Source organism: Flavihumibacter rivuli (assembly GCF_018595685.2).
Classification (GTDB): Bacteria; Bacteroidota; Bacteroidia; order Chitinophagales; family Chitinophagaceae; genus Flavihumibacter; species Flavihumibacter rivuli.
Genome location: NZ_CP092334.1, coordinates 90,001 through 108,053, shown reverse-complemented (window position 1 = coordinate 108,053; position 18,053 = coordinate 90,001). Strand labels below are relative to the sequence as shown.

The following is an 18,053-nucleotide window of genomic DNA, read 5'->3' as shown; positions in this document are numbered from 1 at the left end:
CCCCCCTTAGTCCAGCCTCATTTCCGGGATATCCCCGTCAATGACCAGCCGGCCTGCCGTTTTCGCCCTGATCTCTTCCACACTTACTCCCGGCGCCCTTTCCAGTAAGCGGAACCCTTCCGGGGTAATATCCAGCACAGCCAGTTCGGTAACTACCTTCCTGACACATTTCACTCCTGTCAAAGGCAAGGTACAAGCCGGCAAAAGTTTCGACTCCCCTTTAGGATTGGTATGCATCATGGCCACAATGATATTCCTGGCACTGGCTACCAGGTCCATTGCCCCACCCATACCCTTCACCATCTTGCCCGGGATCTTCCAGTTGGCTATATCCCCACTATCCGACACTTCCATGGCCCCCAATACTGTAAGGTCGATCTTACCTGCCCTGATCATACCAAAGCTTTCGGCACTGTCAAAATACACCCCTCCCGGGATCAATGTCACCGTTTCCTTACCGGCATTGATAAGGTCCGCGTCTATTTCTTCATCCGTGGGATAAGGACCGATGCCCAGCATGCCGTTCTCACTTTGCAACATGATCTGCATACCCTGGGGAATATAGTTAGCACAAAGGGTAGGAATGCCTATTCCCAGGTTGACGTACATGCCATCCTGAAGTTCCTGGGCTATTCTTTTGGCGATACCAAACTTATCCAAAGCCATAGATCAAGGATTTAATAATGTTTGAAAATAGGGACTGGCCATTTTACGCTCCAGCTCCCTTTTAAAAAATTCCGAAAGAGCGGGGTTCAGCTCCCCTATCGCCTGGAAATTACCTTCCAGGTCCCTGATGGCTGCCTTTACCCCATTGGCATCAAACCCGTATTGGGACAATGCATTCTCCTCATTATTTTCCTGGTCTTCCTTCATATCCATCAGGTCGTCCATCAGCAGGAAAGAGGGCACCAAATGGCACCATTGCCGGATCACTTCCTCATAAGGGCTCCCTTCCGGCAACACACAAAGTTGGTAGAGCAAGGCATCACCACGATTAAGTGCCGGCTTATCCGTACCAATATTCCCAAGGGGCTCCCTTGATTGCTGTTGAAAATAATCATGCAGGCGTCCAAACAGGTCATGGTTCACCACCTGTGGCCGGACGAAGGCTTCAATATTCCTGATATGTTCCTGGAATCCCAATTCCCCCAGTTCCTGTCTCGCAGCTTCATGCAGTATCTTTTCCATGAGCCCGACATAAGCCTCACCCAGCAGGATAGATTTATCCAAACCAAGCTTGAGTTTCAGGTCATAATACAAGGGAATGAACAGGTAACCTGTACCCCTTGCAACATAGAGAAGCCTACCCTTCCAATATGAATTATCCTGTGGCACCTTACGGTCCACAAAAAAAGCTGCGATCTCAGGGTCCACACCCATTCCAACCGTAAGCTGCTGTTTGCTCGTAAACATGAATATGAAATACTGATAATAGAATTATAACCTTACTGTACGCCGCTCGATCCTTTTCTGGTAAGGGCCGGCCTGGAATATACGGTGAACATAAACCCCTGCTACATGTATGCCATCCGGGTCCAATTCCCCAGGTTCAACAAGTTCTTCCACCTCAGCGATAGTGATCCTGCCGGCCTTGGCCATTGATGTAGAAAAATTCCTGGTGGTCTTCCTGAAAACGAGGTTCCCATAACGGTCTCCCTTCCACGCTTTTACAATAGCGAAATCGGCATGAAGCGCCTCTTCCATCAGGTAATGTTTGCCATTGAACTCCCTAACCTCTTTGCCTTCGGCAATCTCGGTACCAAAACCGGCAGGAGTAAAAAAAGCAGGTATTCCCATGCCTGCCATCTGGATTCGGGTAGCCAGGGTTCCCTGGGGAATGAGGTCCACTTCCAGTTCCCCACTCAGTAACTGCCGCTCAAACTCGGCATTCTCGCCCACATAGGAGCTCATCATCTTCCTTATCTGCCTGCTTTTCAACAGGATCCCGAGGCCAAAATCATCCACCCCTGCATTGTTTGAAATGCAAGTAAGGTCCTTCACCCCTTTTTTCGCCAGGGCGTCGATACAAAACTCTGGTATTCCACAAAGCCCAAATCCCCCCAACATGATAGTGGCTCCATCAGGTATGTCGTGAATAGCCTGATCGGCATTGGCAACAACCTTATTCATACGGCAAACAATTTGATTTTAAATTATGTGGACATAAAAGCGATACCTTTTACCTATGGCGCAGTTTTTTTCGCCGAATTATAGATCCTTGCCCTAACCTTTCCAGCATAACTTTCTACAGAATCAAAGACAGGCTTCAAAAGGTCAGGCCTGGACAAATAGTATTTGTAACTGGTCGAAAACGCTTCGTAATTGGTTTTATGCAACAGGAAAACCTGCTCATACTTTTTCAACCGGCCTCCTGCAGGAAGTGATGAATCCTTTACCAAGATCTCATTATGGTATTCATCCGCAAGCATCAGGTCATAAATTATGGGAACGATTTCTTCCTGCCCCATGATTCCTTCGGGCAAATCCTTTCCATCCCCATCCTTGCAGGAAAACATCATGATCAACATAATGCCTGCCATTGCCATTCGCATCATTTCAATTCTTGTTTGTAGGTATTGGCATTAGTAATATCGAGCCTGGCGAGGATCTCGGAAGCCTGTGACCTTTCCTCAGGCGGAGCCTTCCTAAATATCTTCACCAGTTCCATCGTACGGCCCTGGAAAAAGAATGGGATCACCATGGTATTAGGGATCTCACTATTCAGGGTATTCAGTTGCTGCAAAGCCACCAAAACAGATTTCCGTGCCTCTGCCTCATTCTCGTAAAACTGGTCAAGTCCCTGCCTGAAATAACTATATATGGCATCATGTACCAGGGTATACCTGCTGCTGGTAAGGTTCTCCATCAACCAATAACGGTTACGCTGCCCATCAAATGCTTTCCACCCCAGCAAGTCCCGGCTATCAGGCGAGTTATTCACTATGTTTTGGGCTTTTACAAACCAGGGATCCCCTCCCCTCAGGGCAAAGGAATCACCATCCAAGCCCAGGATGATATAAACATAATACGCAAGTACTGCGGTTAGATTGGACACAAAGGGATCACTGCCGGAAACCCTGTTCTCGTTAAAATCCAGCTGCTGGAACTCAACATAACGGAAGGTCACATTATCATCCAGGAAATTGATCAGAGGACTCAGGTAAGAACTGTTGTAAACCGGTCGGCCAGCCTGAACTGTGAGGGTGGCTTTATAAATATTCCCTTCAGCAGCTTCACTGATGGTAAGCAGGAAATTACAGGATATTTTTTCCTGCGCCTGGTAGGCATCCCTGGTCCACTTCCTGTTATTCAGGAAATTATTCAAGGCAGACTGAAGGGTATTGAAAACCTTCCGATCTATCTTGGTGCTGACCTGGTTGGCCATCACGGCCACTTTCGCCTGGATCTCCTGGGAGAAGCCACTGGATTGGGCACAAGTCAAAATAAGGAGAAGGAATAAGGCTTTACGCATGATTCAGATTTAGGATAGCATCAACGATGTCCCTGGCCACAGCCGATTTTGATTTTACCGGATAGGCATTACTGTTACCGGACCTGTCAAAAATAGTAACCTTGTTGGTATCTATTCCAAATCCTGCCCCCTGGTCATTCAGGGAGTTAAGGACGATCATATCAGCATTCTTCTTTTGCAATTTTTCAATTGCGTTAGCTTCTTCATTATTGGTCTCCAGCGCAAAGCCTACCAATAGCTGTCCCGGTTGTTTCAACTCCCCCAAAGACTTCAGGATATCCCTGGTCTTTTTTAATGCTATTACAAGACCTTCCTCCTGCTTCTTGATCTTCTCTTCAGCAACCGTTACAGGCGTATAATCAGCCACCGCAGCAGCCATGATCGCAACGTTTGAGTCTTTGAACCTGGAAACAGCTGCATCATACATTTCTTCAGCGGTCTTCACCCTTGTCACATTGATACCGGGATGGGCCAGATGCTGTACCCCGGGCCCCAGGACCAATTCCACCGCTGCGCCCCTGTTGGCCATCTCGAGGGCCAGGGCGATGCCCATTTTTCCGGAAGAATGGTTACCGATGAACCTCACTGGATCCAGGGGTTCATAGGTTGGGCCTGCTGTGATCAGGACCTTTTTACCTGCAAACTCCTGTGATGATGAAAAAAACTGCTCAATATTGTCCAGGATATCTTCAGGCTCAGCCATCCGCCCATCTCCCACCAATCCGCTGGCCAGTTCACCCTTTCCAACTGGCAAAACCCTGTTACCATAACCTTCCAGCGCGAGGAGGTTCTTCTTTGTAGTTGGATGGTGCCACATATCCTCATCCATTGCCGGGGCTACCCAGACAGGGCAGGTAGCGGACAGGTAAACAGCCAGAAGTAAATTGTCACATAGGCCATTAGCCATTTTGCCCAGGGTATTACAACTCAATGGGGCGATCAGCATCAGGTCGGCCCAGCGTCCTAACATGACGTGGTTGGCCCAGGCCGCTTCATCAAACAGATCTACCAACACAGGATGCCTGGATAAAGTAGACAAGGTAAGCGGGCTTACAAAATCCTTTGCCGACGGGGTCATGACAACCCTAACCTCTGCACCAGCCTTAACCAGCATCCTGACCAGCAGGATGGATTTGTATGCAGCGATGCTGCCTGATATCCCCAATAGAATCTTTTTGCCTTTCAACATGCCCTAAAATTATAGCATTTACCTACCAACTGTTAGTTGGGTGCATAAAAAAAGCGACAGAAAACTGTCGCTTTACCAATTAATTGACAAAATATTAGCTAAACAGGTTGTCTTCGTTCCTGCGATAATAAACCTTCTCTTCCATGAACTCCTGGGTAGCCAATAAAGCAGGGTTAGGCATGCGCTCATAAGCCCTGGATATCTCGATCTGCTCCTTGTTCTCATGGATCTCTTCCAGGCTATCGGTATGGGTCGCAAACTCTTCCAGTTTGTTGTGCAGCTCCTCTTTCAAGGCCACATTGATCTGGTTTGCCCTTTTAGCAATAACCGCTATGGATTCATAGAGGTTTCCCGTTCTTGATTTGATGTCAGCAAGGTTTTTTGCCTCCGCTACATTGCTGGTATTAGAACTAAGCTGACGTCTTAACTTGCTCATTTTTTAAGGCTTTAATATTGTTCTGGGATAAATTTAAGAATCTTTCTGCATCTTTTCTAAGTTTACTTTCCGGGAACCGGTCGATAAACTCATTACACTCCTCGATCACTTTTTCAAAACGCTCTTCCTTTTTCTCGTCAACACTAAGGCTGGCATATTCGAAATAAGAACGAACGACTTTCAATTTGTATTCGTCACTTTTCTCAGAATCCGGAAAGTTGTTCAACAGGTTGGTATAAGCGATTGCTGATGCCTTATATTGACGGAGGTTGTAATACAACTCAGCACTCATGGCCTCCTTTGCCTCCAACTTGGCCCTGCACTTATCGATGATGTCGGATGCTTCCTTGTTCTTTTCAGAGCCGGGATGGGTATTAATGAAGGTTTGCATGAAACCAATAGTCTTTGAGGTATTGGTTTGGTCAAGCTCCACCTTGGGGGACTGCCTGTAATAGGTATAGGCCCTCATATATTCCATCTCTTCGGCGCGCTTACTGGTGGGGAATACCTCAACGAAGCCTTTAAAAAGATTCTCGGCATTCAGGTAATCCTTTTGGTTATAGGCACAGTATGCATATTTGTAATAAACATCCTCAAACTTATCAGACCCCTTCAGTAGCGGGAAAAGCTCTTCATACAATTGCTGTGCGTAATTGTACTTCTTCTTGGCATAATACTGGTCAGCCATTTTCAACTTATAGTCATAATCGGTGCTTTTTTGCACCTTGGCAAAGTTGGAACAGCCTGTACCAAAAACTACGACCAATAAAATTACTCCGATAAATCTCATAGAGGGCTGCAAAGTTAACAGATTTGGGCAAATATGGAAGATAATTATGGTGTGCCCAAAACATTAGCGTTAAGCAAAATATAAAAAGCCCCGATTTCTCGGGGCTTAGTTATTGTCTGTCAATTCATTATCCCTTTTTGCGAAGGTTCGGGTGAGGCGCTGGAACCGCATTGGGTCCTTCTTCACCTGTAGCATCACGGAGGTCAACTGTATTGGTGTCTCCACCACCTTCGCCATACTTGAAGATGAAGCGGTCAGCGCTGATACCTTCTTTCTCGATCAGGTAGTTGATCACGGCGTTTACGCGATCCCAGCTAAGCTGCTGTGCAGACTTGCTGGATTCACCGTAACCGATTACAGATACCTTACAAGTTGGGTTGTTGCGCAGCTTCTCAGCAACACTTGCCAGGACAGCCTTAGCATCGGCACTCAGTGAAACGGAACGACCGGTAAAGCTGATGCTTGGCAGGTCGCCGATAGCGCACTGGGGCTTAGCCACCATATTAGCGGCGATATTCTTACAGCATTCTGGCTCAGGACACTTACCTACACCATCAGCATCAACAGGCTGGCACTGGGTTGGGGTGATGAGTTCCTTATCCTTGAAGTCAGGTACGCCGTCACCATCAGTATCCTTGCTTACGCCATGGCTGTCAACAGGTGCTCCTTGTGGAGTATTGGGTTCCAGGTCAAATTGGTCAGTTACACCATCACCATCAGCATCATCCAATACAGGCTTAGGCATCTTCATATGCTTGGGGGCGTTCAGCTCGTTGTAGGCGTAATCCAGGGGATTCATCCAATAAAGGGGTGCTGTCCTGTTCTTTCCAAAAGCATAGTTAACACCCAGGCTCAGGAAGTTATAGGTATCATAATCCCTGGTCAACACGGCATCTCCCGCAGGAGCTTCCTGCCAGCGCTGGCCATCAAGGAGGTCATCTTTTGTAATGGTGAACCTATCTTCAAGTGAGAGACTGATGCGCTGACCTAAACGGTAAGAGAAACCAAGACCAACTGAATAAACCGGCCTGAAGGTCTTTCCAAACAATTCAGCCTTTTGCTCTTCATGCTTCTCGCCATCAGTTTCATAGCTGTCATCCAAAAGATCCCTCAATTGCTTTTTGGTGTCTTTACGATCGCTGTATACGTTACCGTTAATGGTACTGAAGTCATACTTTTCATCCCCGTTCAAGGCATTTACCTTGGTATCGTAGATCATACCACCAATACCTACCAATGCATACAGGTTGGTTTTGGGCTGGGCCTTGTGGAAAAGGATATTATTAAGACTTACTAAACCTTGAATCTGAAGGTCTTGTACGTTTGTTTTGTAGTTATAATAAATCTCATCTTGCACAGGGAGGAGCTGTCCGGTTGAAAGCCTCCTGGCTGGTACATAGCCGTTATCTACCCAGGCTGAGTTCTTTCCGTAATTACCGGAAGAAGACCAGTGCAAGCCTTTGGCCATACCATAAACATATTCCATCCTGAGGGAGAAAACATAGCCCAATGCCTTGCGGACATTGAAACCAAACCCTGCAGTTGGGAATACGGCAGGCACATCACCACTTATAGAAAAAGCCCCCACTTTCAGACCCACTTCCCACTGGTTACGTGGTTTAGCTGGGAACGGGTAGGTATTATTCATGAACTCATTGTGCTGAGGAAGTCTTTTCCGTGGAATGAGGGAAGAATCTGTTACATCATAACTGGCACCGATTTGGGCGAAGCCAGCCGACGAAAACAAGCACAGTAAACCAAAAAGAACTGCGTTTTTTTTGCTTGCCATAATGGAGGTTTAATAAAAAATGGTTAATGAATTGACAGGATACGACAAATAAAATCAGGACAAAAATATTAATTGCGTTTTAAATACCAAATAAAATAACAATCAGACATTTGATTCACTTGCCATATGTCATTAGACATTTGCCAATCCGGAACGCTGCTTTGTAAATGGTCCGCTTTATAGTAATTTGCCCTGCTTATTACCCATAATGAAGTTATCACAATCACTAATAGCCGAAGAATTGGCCATTTTTGAAGTCCGGTTCAAAGATGCAGTTAAGAGCCAGGTGAGCATGCTCGACCGGATCACCCGGTTCATCGTCAAACGCAAGGGCAAGCAGATCAGGCCCATGTTTGTGCTTTTGACGGCAAGGCTTTGCGGGGGCATTACCGACAGCACTTACAGGGCAGCCTCCCTGGTTGAACTCCTCCACACCGCCAGCCTGGTACACGATGATGTGGTGGACGAATCCATGGAAAGAAGGGGCTTTTTCTCTACCTATGCGCTTTGGAAAGCCAAGATTTCGGTATTGCTGGGGGATTATTTATTGGCCAAAGGCCTTCTTTTATCTCTTGATAACCATGAATTTAGGATTTTGCAGATCCTAACCGATGCGGTGAGGAGGATGAGTGAAGGGGAACTGCTCCAGATAGAAAAGTCCCGTACCCTGAACCTGGAAGAAAAGGTCTATTATGAGATCATCAGCAATAAAACAGCCTCATTACTGGCTTCTGCCTGCTCAGCGGGAGCTTATTCCGCCGCGGGGAATGAGGAGCACGCCAGCCTGATGAGGCAGTTCGGGGAGAAAGTAGGCATTGCCTTCCAGATCAAGGACGACCTCTTTGATTATGGGTCAGAAAATGTGGGCAAGCCAACGGGCAATGACATTAAGGAAAAGAAACTTACACTACCTTTAATTTATACCCTAAATAATACGGATAAGGCCACACGAAGGAAACTGATCTACACCATCAAAAACAACAACAATGACCCGGTGAAGGTGAAAGAGGTGATCGATGCTGTAGTGGCTGCAGGTGGTATCAGCTATGCTACTGAAGCCATGTTCAGGTACAGGGATGAAGCCCTGGCTATCTTGCACCAATTCCCGGAAACGGACACCAGGATGGCTCTGGAAGAACTGGTTAGATTTACTACAGACAGAAAATACTAAGTGATGGAGAAGCGATGGAAGTTGTTGAGTGCTGATGGGAATGAGGTGACCGCACTCCAGGATGCCTTGAAGGTCAATGCCGCGATCTGCAAGATCCTTGTCCAGCGAGGGATAAGGACCTTCGACTCGGCGAAATCCTATTTCAACCCCTCTCTTGGGGAACTCCATTCCCCCTGGCTGATGAAGGATATGGAAAAAGCCGTAGACCGGATCATTGCTGCCATGGCATCGAAGGAAAGGATCATGGTCTTCGGTGATTATGATGTGGATGGCACAACGGCAGTAGCTTCCATGTTCCAGTTCCTTTCCAGGATCTATATTTCCGAACTGGTCAGCTTTTATATCCCACACCGTTATAAGGAAGGTTATGGGGTTTCCAGGGCCGGCATCGACCACGCCTCGGAAAATAATGTCACGTTGATTATTTCCCTTGACTGCGGCATCAAATCTGTAGAACTGATACGCTATGCGGCCTCGCTGGGTATCGAATTCATCGTTTGTGACCACCACCTGCCTGACGAGGAACTGCCCCCGGCGGTAGCTATCCTCAACCCCAAACAACCGGAATGTCCCTATCCGTATAAAGAACTTTGTGGTGCCGGGGTCGGCTTCAAGCTGATCAATGCCCTTAGTGAGAGATTAGCCCTGGATAAGGAAAACTATTTGTGCTTCCTGGACCTGGTGGCAACAGCCATTGCTGCAGACATAGTACCCATCACCGGGGAAAACCGGCTTCTCGCCTATTTTGGTATCAAGAAGGTCAATGAAAATCCCTCACCCGGGATCAAGGCCCTTATTGAGCAAAGCGAGATCAAGGTCAAACAGCTTACCATCAACAGCCTTGTTTTCGTGATCGCCCCCAGGGTGAATGCTGCCGGCAGGATGGATGACGCCTCGCTGGCTGTAAAGCTCTTCATTGAAAATGAGCCCAGGAAAGCGATGGAACTAGCCAAAGTGCTCCATTCCCATAATGACGATAGGAAAGAGGCAGACTTTAGCATTACCGAAGAAGCCCTGGACCTTATCAGGAGTTCAAAGGAAATGGAAGGCCGGAAATCAACCGTGGTTTACCAACCTCATTGGCACAAGGGGGTGGTGGGAATTGTCGCCTCCAGGTTGATCGACCAATATTACAGGCCCACGGTGGTCCTGACAAGAAGCGGGGAAATCGTTGCCGGAAGTGCGAGAAGTGTCCCTGGCTTTAACCTTTATGAGGCCATCCATGCCTGCAGGGAACACCTGTTAGGCTATGGCGGTCATTTTGCTGCGGCAGGAATGACATTGCATCCCGATAATGTTGACGCATTCAGTCTGAAATTCGAAGAGGTGGTGGCTGCCACCATTGCCCCCCACCAACTGATACCAGAGCTTGTGATAGATGCAGAAGTGGAATTCAGGCACCTTAGGCCTGGTTTTTACAATATCATCAAAAGGATGGAACCCTTTGGACCCGACAACGCCAGGCCTGTATTTCTTGCAAAAGGGGTTAGGGATACCGGCAGGTCCAAGGTCGTGAAAGACCTGCATATCAAGTTCAGCCTGAAGCAGGGAGATGCGTATGCCAGCGGCATTGGTTTTGGGCTGGCCGGTAAATTCCATTTGCTTGAATCAGGAAAGCCGGTCGACATTGTTTTTACCCTTGAAGAAAATGAATGGAACAACACAACACAGTACCAAATAAAGGTGATCGACCTACGTTCTTCCGAATAAAAAAGGCCCATTACCTGGGCCTTTTTTATTAATTATTCAACAACTGTCGCCTGCTTATCCCCAGCCATAATTTCCACACTCCGCTGAATAAAGCTGGTCAATGCCGCTCCCTTCAACAAGCCTTGTGAAAGCAGTGCAAGATCTGCAAGATTTTTGGTCAGCAACTGCTGGCGAACTTCATCCTGTTTAAGGATCTGCCCGAATACGCTGTGGTTGCCATTAATAGTGAGGATAACTTCATCGGGCATGTTGGCGTAAAAACTTCCCATGGGACCACTCACGGCTGCCATATCCTTCATCCTTCTCATGAACTCAGGGCGTGTTGCCACTACAGGTGGGGCATCAGGGCTCAGTCCTTTCACCTCCACTGTAACATTCAGTTTTTCTTCGCTCTTTTCAAACAGCTTCTTCAATTGCTCCTCTTGCTCCTTGCTCAATACTGAGCCGCCTGCTTCCTGTTTATCGATCAGGTTGTCGGCTATATCACTATCCACCCTGGTAAATTGTACATCATTCCATTTCAACTCCATCTGGTTGATAAAGGCTGCATCCACCAGCGTCTCCATCCTTACCACCCTGTATCCCTTATCTGTTGCTGCCTTTATGTAGGCATCCTGTTGAACGGGATCTGTGGTATAGAGCACCACCAACTTTCCCTCCTTGTTCTTTTGCAGTGATTCTGTCGCCAGCCTGTACTCCTCCAGTGTAAAAAAGTTCTCATTTCCGGCTTCCTGCATAATATGGAAGCGGTTGGCCTTCTCCAGGAACTTGTCATCTGTCATCATGCCATACTTCACAAACAAGCCCAGGCTCTCCCATTTTCCTTCATATTCTTTCCTGTCCTTATTGAAAATCTCTTCGAGTTTATCAGCGACCTTCTTTGTAATATGGCTATTGATCTTTTTCACATTCGGGTCACCCTGTAAATAGCTACGGCTAACGTTAAGCGGAATATCAGGGCTATCGATCACCCCATGCAACAACATCAGGAATTCCGGTACGATATCCTTCACTTCATCCGTAACAAAAACCTGGTTACTGTATAGCTGGATCCTATCCTTCTGGATCTCGTAAGACTGCTTGATCTTGGGGAAGTACAATACACCGGTAAGGTTGAACGGATAGTCAACATTCAGGTGGATCCAGAACAAGGGTGGTTCATTAAATGGATACAGTTCCTTGTAAAAATCCTGGTAATCCTGGCTGGTCAATTCAGAAGGCTTCCTGGTCCAAACAGGGTTGGTATTGTTTACCAGTTCACCTTCGAACCTGATCACCACGGGCAGGAACCTGCAGAAACGCTTCAGGATTTCCCTGATCCTTTCCGGCTCGAGGAACTCCTTGCTTTCATCATTGATATGAAGGATGATATCGGTTCCCCTTTCCGCTTTCCGGGTCTCTTCCAGGGTGTATTCCGGACTGCCATCGCACTCCCAGCGAACGGCGGGGGAATCCTTGAAACTCTGTGTGAGGATCTCGACCTTGTTACTCACCATGAAGGATGAATAGAATCCCAATCCAAAATGACCGATGATATTATTCTCATTTTGCCCCTTGTATTTTTGCAAAAACTCTTCTGCTCCTGAAAAGGCAACCTGGTTGATATACTTGTCCACTTCTTCAGCGGTCATACCCACCCCCCGGTCTGAAATGGTCAGGGTTCCGGCAGCAGCATCAATCTTAACCTCAATGAAAAGGTCGCCCAGTTCTCCTTTCGCTTCGCCAATAGAGGAAAGTGTTTTGAGTTTTTGGGTAGCATCTACTGCATTACTGATCAACTCCCTCAGAAAAATATCATGTTCACTGTAGAGGAACTTCTTGATGATCGGAAAGATATTTTCCGTTTGGACCCTAATACTTCCTTTTTGCATAATCCTAGTTTAATGATTCAGGCAATTCAATTTTCACCGGGCAAGTCAATCAAAGTGGATGCCATGGGGCCCTGGACGGAAATATTGACAGGCAATCAGTGGAAGATGCCATCAATGTCAGTTAGGCTTGCCATAATGCCCACCTTGAAATTCCAGGCCTAACAGCTTAATTTGCAATCCAATAGTAATATATCCCCGGAATAAGGGGAAGTATCAGCCCCGACATCATCTTCCCTGTCCCCGGCAGATCGTAAAAAATCCCCGATTGGGGTTGGCTTTTCGCCCAAAGTGCCTTACCTTTGCAGCCCATTATTCATTTTTTTAAAAATACAGGGATCATGAACAATTACGAATTGATGGTGATTTTTACCCCTGTTCTGAGCGAAGAAGACTTCAAAGCTGCTCAGAAGAAGTACTCCGATTTGCTGACCGAGAACGGCGGTGAACTGGTTTACTCCAATCCCTGGGGACTGAAATCACTGGCGTATCCCATCCAGAAGAAGACCACTGGTATCTACTGGGTGATGGAATACAAAGCGCCATCCGACTTCAATGAGAAGCTGAAAATTCAGCTGTTGCGTGACGAATCAGTACTTCGTCACATGTTCACTGTGCTCGACAAATACGCCGTTGAGTACAATGCAAAAAAGAGAAGTGGCGTACCTACAGGAACTGAAAAAGTGGAGGGTTAATCATGGCAAAGAATGAAATTAAGTACCTGACCGCCATTAAGACCGAGAAGCGCCAGAAGAAATTCTGCCGTTTCAAGAAGTACGGTATCAAGTACGTTGATTACAAGGATGCTGAGTTCCTCAAGAAGTTCCTGAACGAGCAGGGTAAATTGTTGCCCCGCCGTATCACAGGTAACAGCCTGAAATACCAGCGTAAAGTGGCTGAAGCAGTTAAGAAAGCCCGTCAAATGGCTATCCTTCCTGCCGTAACCGATCTTTTAAAGTAACCACTCCCTAACCCCCTACACGGGGAGACAGTTAGTAACCACTAACTGGGCTCTTGGGAACTTAAAAAACAAAACAATGCAAGTAATTTTAATTCAAGACGTAGACAATCTGGGTGGTGCCAATGAACTGGTAACCGTAAAGAATGGCTATGCTCGTAATTACCTCATCCCCAAGAAATTGGCTATTGAGGCTTCTCCCTCTAACCTGAAGCAACTGGAAGAAAAGTTGAAGGTTAAGCGCAAGAAGGAAGAGAAGATGCTGGCTGAGATCAACCAGGTTATTGCCAAGCTGAAGGAAGGTGCCCTGAAACTGGGTGCCAAGACCGGTACCAGCGGCAAAATCTTTGGTAGCGTTACCGCCCTGCAAATTGCCCGTGCTATCCGCGAGCAGAAGGGTTACGAAATTGACCGTAAAAGGATCACACTGGCTGACGAGGTGAAGGAACTGGGTCAGTACAAAGCAGTAATTGACTTCGGTAATGGCCACAGCACAGAAGTTGAATTTGAAGTAGTAGCTGAATAAGTTATTGTTTTTCAAATACTTATAAAAGCCCTACCTTTTGGTAGGGTTTTTACATTATGGGAATTGCACATTTCATAATGTTTCCTTACCTTCGTTTTGGTTCCTTAATGATCTTTACAGTTTCACATGCTTCCCAGATCGTTTCGAGTAAATGTATTTCTGGTTTCTTGTTTCACTGTGTTCATTATGGCTTTATTTTTTTTAAAAAAACAAAAATCAGAAAATGAACATTTACGTTGGCAACCTCAGTTGGGATTTGACTGAGCAGGATCTGCAGGAAATGTTTGCCCCTTATGGCGAAGTGGTTTCCGCAAAAATCGTAACCGACAAATTCAACAACAACCGTAGCAAAGGCTTTGGTTTTGTTGAGATGGCTGACAGTGCTGCTGGAAATGCGGCTATTGCTGCTCTTCATGGCACAGAAGTAATGGGCCGTAACATTGTAGTGAATGAATCACAACCCCGCGAAGGTGGTGGTGGTGGTGGATTCAAGAAGAAGAGCTTCGGTGGCGGCGGTGGCCGTGGTGGCTACGGTGGTGGCAACCGCGGTGGTGGCGGCTATGGCGGTGGAAGCCGCGGTGGCTACGGTGGCGGAAGCCGCGGTGGTTACGGTGGTGGCGGTCGCGATTATTAATTTGAACGACACAATCCTAAGTATAAGGTCTGGACTCGATCCAGACCTTTTTTATTTTCCATGGCTGAAGAAGTAGCAACTTATGCTTCTTATACATAGACATCCTCTGTTATATTTCACTCTAAATTCAACTACTCAATAAAGGAAAGAAAACCTCCTGGGAAGAACACTTACTTCAAAACGGTCTGACCACACCAACTCACCATCTATTTGGGCAGGCACTGGTTGATTGCTGGAAATTGTAATTCTCCTGATATATTGGTGGCGCGCTGGCTGGAGTCCGAGGTGTTTGCCATTTTCCACTTTTGGCAGGAACAATAATCGTTTAACTATGGGCAGGGGAAGACAGGTCAGGAGGTCAAGGTAGCCATCTGTAATGCTGGCCTTAGGAGCGACCATGAAACCACCACCTGTCCTGCGGGCATTACTGACCATTAAGATCAAATACCTTTTATGCACTTCGGTTTCACCATCGATCGAAAGGGCATATTCCGGTTCTTTAAACGTAAGGATCCCCTTTATCACAGCGAGGTAATACCCGAGAAAGCCGCCAATTCTCCGGATTGCTTTCATCATTTGAAGCGTATACCCGTCAAAGCCCGCACCGAAAGTATTAAGGAACAACTGTCCATTGCATACCCCAGCATCGATCGCTTTAGGGCTGGCATTCAATACCAGGCTAATTTGACCCTCCAATGGGATATTACCATATAGCTGCCAGGCGAAATCGTTACCGGTCCCCCCCTTGAACAAGGCAATTGGAATATTTATCTCCGGGTACCTGTTGATAAAATAATTGAGTGTACCATCACCACCACAAACCCATACTTCACTAAAATTGGTAAATGATCCAGGCCATTGCTGGTCAAAAAGTTCAAACTGGATACTTCTCTTTTGCAAGTACTGGATGATCTTCCTTGCGAGCTTAATTCCCCTGCCGTTACCGGCAATGGGATTCGCGATCAGGGCTACTCTTTTAACCAAATCCTTTTCTTATTTGACTTAAATATCCGTAAATAAAAAGACCAATCAAAGATTGGCCTAAAAAGATTGCATGGAAGTCTTCCTCAAGGGACGATCTGCGTGCCTAATACCTTTAAGAAAGCTGCTATCCATTTGGGATGCGCAGGCCAGGCAGGGGCAGTGACCAGGTTATCATCCACTACAACGTCAGTGACCGGTACCTGGACATATGTTCCACCTGCAAGCGTAACTTCAGGGCCAACAGCAGGATAAGCCGTCAATTTCCTGCCCTTGACCACATTGGCGGCTGTAAGGATTTGGATGCCATGACAAACAGCAGCAATTGGTTTATCCGCTGCCGCGAATTCAATAACAAGGTCAATCACGCTGGGGTATAACCGAAGGTACTCAGGAGCCCTTCCTCCCGCAATGCATAAGGCATCGTAATGTTCAGACCTCACCTCATCAAAAGCAAAATTCAATTCGAACATATGCCCCGGCTTTTCGCTGTACGTCTGGGCGCCTTCGAAATCATGAATGGCAGTATGGATCTTATCGCCTTTTTTCTTACCAGGACAAACAGCATGGACTTCATGCCCTACCATCAGGAGCATTTGGAACGGAACCATGGTTTCATAATCCTCGGCATAATCGCCGGTGAGGAAGAGTATTTTCTTAGCCATACAAAAGGAATAGGTTAATGAATGAAGTAATATAATAAAACTAATACTACTCTTCCTCAGAGTGCATGATCATGATCAAGCGGATAACTGATATTGGGAGCTGTCAGTCCTTTTTTAACTTATAAACATCCACCCATCCATTACCATAACTTTTAGTAAAGATCAGGCTGTCCCCTTTTACCTGGTCAATGTAAGCTTTGTCCAGGATCAGGGTCCAGTCAAAGTCGGCAGTCCATGGGCTTTCATTGGTAAAGAAGAGCGCTTCATTTTTAAGGGTAAACCGTCCTTTGCCAATGGCGGGATAATGGCTTATATCGGAACTGCCGGTAAATGAGGGGTAATTCAAACTCAGGGTAATGTTTGCGATTGGGGCGCCAGGTAAGTTCATCCTTTGGAAGGTACCTGAATAGGAGCCGTTGTAAACGGCGGCAGGCGAGGTGTCGGACTTTGAACAACCGGAGGCTATAGCGATGAGACCTACAAATAAAAATGCTATGATTCTCATGACAAGGTTTATAGGATGACCGCGAATAGCCGGGAGTCGTTGTATGTAAGGAAAAAAAGAGGAAGCAGGGTGCTTTGGAATGACTAGGTGGATGCAAATCTGGTAGGGAATATAAATAAAAAAGCCTCACGATTGTGGTCATGAGGCTTTTTAATGAATATGGCACCTACCTACTCTCCCGCCTGGTATAGCAGTACCATCGGCCATGAGGGGCTTAACTTCTCTGTTCGGAATGGGAAGAGGTGAACACCCTCGGCATAAGCACCATAAGAAGGTTGAAGCAGCTCTGCTTCATCAATAAGGTAACATATTGGGAAGTTGTAATCCTTGACTAACTATCGGATTTTATTTCCAAGGAAATAAAAAAATTAAAGCTTACGGGCAATTAGTACTACTCGGCTTTGATGTTACCACCTTTACACCTGTAGCCTATCAACGTCATAGTCTCTGACGACCCTTAAAAGAAAACTCATCTTGAGGTAGGTTTCACGCTTAGATGCTTTCAGCGTTTATCCTTTCCGTACATAGCTACTCTGCATTGCACCTGGCGGCACAACAGATACACCAGCGGTACGTACGACCCGGTCCTCTCGTACTAAGGTCATGTCCTCTCAATTTTCTAACGCCCATCACAGATAGGGACCGAACTGTCTTGCGACGTTCTGAACCCAGTTCACGTGCCACTTTAATCGGCGAACAGCCGAACCCTTGGGACCTTCTCCAGCCCCAGGATGTGACGAACCGACATCGAGGTGCCAAACCTCCCCGTCGATATGAGCTCTTGGGGGAGATCAGCCTGTTATCCCCAGAGTACCTTTTATCCTTTGAGCGATGGCCCTTCCATACAGAACCACCGGATCACTTTAGCCTGCTTTCGCACCTGATCGACTTGTATGTCTCACAGTCAAGCACCCTTATACTAATGCGCTCTTCGTACGATTACCAACCGTACTGAGGGTACCTTTGCGAGCCTCCGTTACTTTTTAGGAGGCGACCACCCCAGTCAAACTACCCACCATGCAATGTCCCCCGATAGGGGTTAGGTTCTAAGCAACAAGAGGTTGGTATTTCAACGATGACTCCACAACACCTGGCGATGCTGCTTCATAGTCTCCCAACTATCCTACACACTTGTGGCTCAAAATCAATGCAAAGTTGTAGTGAAGGTTCATGGGGTCTTTCCGTCCCGTGACGGGTAACCGGCATCTTCACCGATACTACAATTTCACCGGGCTCGTGGAGGAGACAGTGTTCAACTCATTAGACCATTCGTGCAGGTCGGAACTTACCCGACAAGGAATTTCGCTACCTTAGGACCGTTATAGTTACGGCCGCCGTTTACTGGGGCTTCAGTCACAA

General features: G+C 46.8%; 19 protein-coding genes and 2 rRNA genes (1 of these 21 running past the window's edge). 6 read left to right on the top strand and 15 right to left on the bottom strand.

What is annotated here, in order from left to right:
- Positions 1–6 precede the first annotated feature (6 nt).
- The 9 genes from KJS94_RS00465 to KJS94_RS00425 all read right to left on the bottom strand — a co-directional run bounded on the left by KJS94_RS00465 (position 7) and on the right by KJS94_RS00425 (position 7,676).
- Positions 7–666 (bottom strand): 3-oxoacid CoA-transferase subunit B, encoded by a 660-nt coding sequence (locus KJS94_RS00465; RefSeq protein ID WP_214446798.1) that lies wholly within the window; start codon positions 664–666, stop codon positions 7–9.
- A gap of 3 nt (positions 667–669) precedes the next feature.
- Positions 670–1,413 (bottom strand): hypothetical protein, encoded by a 744-nt coding sequence (locus KJS94_RS00460; protein WP_214446797.1) that lies wholly within the window; start codon positions 1,411–1,413, stop codon positions 670–672.
- Positions 1,414–1,437: 24 nt separating this feature from the next.
- Complete coding sequence (locus tag KJS94_RS00455) at positions 1,438–2,130, bottom strand: CoA transferase subunit A (RefSeq protein WP_214446796.1); 693 nt, start codon at positions 2,128–2,130, stop codon at positions 1,438–1,440.
- A gap of 53 nt (positions 2,131–2,183) precedes the next feature.
- Positions 2,184–2,555 carry a DUF4296 domain-containing protein gene (locus tag KJS94_RS00450; RefSeq protein WP_214446795.1) on the bottom strand — a complete coding sequence of 124 codons (372 nt, stop codon included), beginning with the start codon at positions 2,553–2,555 and terminating at the stop codon, positions 2,184–2,186.
- Positions 2,552–3,472, bottom strand: a complete 921-nt coding sequence (porD, locus tag KJS94_RS00445) for a type IX secretion system protein PorD (RefSeq protein WP_214446794.1) — start codon at positions 3,470–3,472, stop codon at positions 2,552–2,554. Before porD ends, KJS94_RS00450 begins: the two co-directional genes overlap by 4 nt.
- Positions 3,465–4,661, bottom strand: a complete 1,197-nt coding sequence (gene coaBC, locus KJS94_RS00440; RefSeq protein ID WP_214446793.1) for a bifunctional phosphopantothenoylcysteine decarboxylase/phosphopantothenate--cysteine ligase CoaBC — start codon at positions 4,659–4,661, stop codon at positions 3,465–3,467. The genes porD and coaBC overlap by 8 nt, the downstream gene beginning before the upstream one ends.
- Before the next feature lie 94 nt (positions 4,662–4,755).
- Positions 4,756–5,097 (bottom strand): DNA-directed RNA polymerase subunit omega, encoded by a 342-nt coding sequence (locus KJS94_RS00435; protein ID WP_214446792.1) that lies wholly within the window; start codon positions 5,095–5,097, stop codon positions 4,756–4,758.
- On the bottom strand, positions 5,072–5,887 hold the full coding sequence (locus KJS94_RS00430; RefSeq protein WP_214446791.1) for an outer membrane protein assembly factor BamD: 816 nt from the start codon (positions 5,885–5,887) through the stop codon (positions 5,072–5,074). The genes KJS94_RS00435 and KJS94_RS00430 overlap by 26 nt, the downstream gene beginning before the upstream one ends.
- Before the next feature lie 127 nt (positions 5,888–6,014).
- Entirely contained in the window at positions 6,015–7,676 is a 1,662-nt protein-coding gene (locus KJS94_RS00425; RefSeq protein WP_214446790.1) for an OmpA family protein, read from the bottom strand.
- Between the two features lie 208 nt (positions 7,677–7,884).
- On the opposite strand from KJS94_RS00425, the gene KJS94_RS00420 reads away from it, so the two are divergent.
- The gene (locus KJS94_RS00420; protein WP_214446789.1) at positions 7,885–8,847 is read left to right on the top strand and encodes a polyprenyl synthetase family protein; all 963 of its coding nucleotides are present in this window, start codon (positions 7,885–7,887) and stop codon (positions 8,845–8,847) included.
- A gap of 3 nt (positions 8,848–8,850) precedes the next feature.
- Positions 8,851–10,557, top strand: a complete 1,707-nt coding sequence (gene recJ, locus KJS94_RS00415; RefSeq protein WP_214446788.1) for a single-stranded-DNA-specific exonuclease RecJ — start codon at positions 8,851–8,853, stop codon at positions 10,555–10,557.
- Between the two features lie 32 nt (positions 10,558–10,589).
- Here the strand turns inward: recJ and htpG are convergent, their stop codons facing one another.
- Positions 10,590–12,428: a molecular chaperone HtpG gene (gene htpG, locus KJS94_RS00410; protein ID WP_214446787.1), complete on the bottom strand. Its 1,839-nt coding sequence runs from the start codon at positions 12,426–12,428 to the stop codon at positions 10,590–10,592.
- Positions 12,429–12,766: 338 nt separating this feature from the next.
- On the opposite strand from htpG, the gene rpsF reads away from it, so the two are divergent.
- The 4 genes from rpsF (at position 12,767) to rbp (ending at position 14,543) form a co-directional block, all read left to right on the top strand.
- Positions 12,767–13,120 carry a 30S ribosomal protein S6 gene (gene rpsF, locus KJS94_RS00405; protein WP_214446786.1) on the top strand — a complete coding sequence of 118 codons (354 nt, stop codon included), beginning with the start codon at positions 12,767–12,769 and terminating at the stop codon, positions 13,118–13,120.
- A gap of 2 nt (positions 13,121–13,122) precedes the next feature.
- Positions 13,123–13,386 carry a 30S ribosomal protein S18 gene (gene rpsR / locus KJS94_RS00400; RefSeq protein ID WP_214446785.1) on the top strand — a complete coding sequence of 88 codons (264 nt, stop codon included), beginning with the start codon at positions 13,123–13,125 and terminating at the stop codon, positions 13,384–13,386.
- 76 nt (positions 13,387–13,462) lie between these two features.
- Positions 13,463–13,909 (top strand): 50S ribosomal protein L9, encoded by a 447-nt coding sequence (gene rplI, locus KJS94_RS00395; protein ID WP_214446784.1) that lies wholly within the window; start codon positions 13,463–13,465, stop codon positions 13,907–13,909.
- A gap of 223 nt (positions 13,910–14,132) precedes the next feature.
- Entirely contained in the window at positions 14,133–14,543 is a 411-nt protein-coding gene (rbp, locus tag KJS94_RS00390; protein WP_214446783.1) for an RNA-binding regulator, read from the top strand.
- 135 nt (positions 14,544–14,678) lie between these two features.
- Here rbp and KJS94_RS00385 read toward each other — a convergent pair whose 3' ends face one another.
- The 5 genes from KJS94_RS00385 to KJS94_RS00365 form a co-directional block, all read right to left on the bottom strand.
- Positions 14,679–15,527, bottom strand: a complete 849-nt coding sequence (locus tag KJS94_RS00385) for a diacylglycerol/lipid kinase family protein (protein WP_214446782.1) — start codon at positions 15,525–15,527, stop codon at positions 14,679–14,681.
- 83 nt (positions 15,528–15,610) lie between these two features.
- Entirely contained in the window at positions 15,611–16,189 is a 579-nt protein-coding gene (locus KJS94_RS00380) for a DJ-1/PfpI family protein (protein ID WP_214446781.1), read from the bottom strand.
- 103 nt (positions 16,190–16,292) lie between these two features.
- Complete coding sequence (locus KJS94_RS00375; protein ID WP_214446780.1) at positions 16,293–16,694, bottom strand: hypothetical protein; 402 nt, start codon at positions 16,692–16,694, stop codon at positions 16,293–16,295.
- Between the two features lie 157 nt (positions 16,695–16,851).
- A 5S ribosomal RNA gene (rrf, locus tag KJS94_RS00370) occupies positions 16,852–16,963 on the bottom strand.
- A gap of 96 nt (positions 16,964–17,059) precedes the next feature.
- Positions 17,060–18,053 (bottom strand): 23S ribosomal RNA (locus KJS94_RS00365) (it continues 1,882 nt past the right edge of the window).